We start from the raw sequence: 930 nt of genomic DNA on the forward strand, positions 1-930 counted from the left end.
CCCCCCCCCGGGGGAGACCGGGGAGAGGGCGCCCCCCCCCCGCCGCGAGGCCGAGCGGAGGGCCCGCCGCCGCCGCGTCCTGATGCAGCTGGGCGTCGGCGCCGCCGTCGTCGTCGTCATCGCCGGCATCGTCGGCGGGGTGAGCGCCCTCGGCGGGCAGGGGGCCGCCGACGCCGCGCCGCCCGTCGCCGACGCGTCGGTCGCCCTGGCATCCGGCGGCGAGGCCCGCGTGACGGCCGAGGCGGACGGCGTCGGCGTGGGTGACCCCGCCGCCCCGGTCACGCTCGACGTGTACGAGGACTACTCGTGCCCGCACTGCGCCGAGTACGAGGCGGCCACCGGGCCGCTCCTCGACCGGCTCGCGGCCTCCGGACAGGTGCGCGTCGTCTACCACCCCATCCAGGTGGTCACGAACTACGGGCGCACCGCCGGGAACGCGGCCGCGTGCGTCCTGCAGTCCGATCCCTCCGCCTGGCCCGAGGTGCACTCCGCGCTCTTCGCGAACCACTCCGCCCGGACGGACTCCTGGACGGGCGCCGACTTCGGCGCGTGGCTCGCCGACCAGGGCGTCGTCGACGAGGCCGTCCCGGCGTGCGCCGAGGACGGGCCCTTCGCCGGCTGGATCGACGCGAACACCGACGCCGCCTTCGCGGCGGGCGTGAAGGGCACGCCGACGCTCCGCATCGACGGCGGGATCGTCGAGACGGTCGGCGGGGCGCAGCTCGTGGACGCCCTGCGCGGCGCCGGCGCGACCCTGCCGGACGAGATCATGGCGGGCTGACGCCCCCGTGACGCGGCGAGGGAGGGCACGGGGGACGGAGGTCCCGGCGTCACGAGGGGCCCGCACGACGCGCGGCGCCCTCACCGCCGGCGCGTCCCTCCTCGTGGCCGCCCTCGCGCACCTGTCCGGCGGCGGGGCGGCGCCCGGGG

Annotated in this window: 1 protein-coding gene; it reads left to right on the top strand. The window is 79.0% G+C overall.

Features of this window, described 5'->3' with window-relative positions; translation table 11 throughout:
- Positions 1–781 (top strand): thioredoxin domain-containing protein (locus tag Q6969_RS15940; protein WP_317231315.1); only part of this gene is annotated, 781 nt, incomplete at its 5' end.
- Positions 782–930 lie beyond the last annotated feature (149 nt).

It is taken from the genome of Clavibacter sp. MX14-G9D, from assembly GCF_032917815.1.
Classification (GTDB): domain Bacteria; phylum Actinomycetota; class Actinomycetes; order Actinomycetales; family Microbacteriaceae; genus Clavibacter; species Clavibacter michiganensis_K.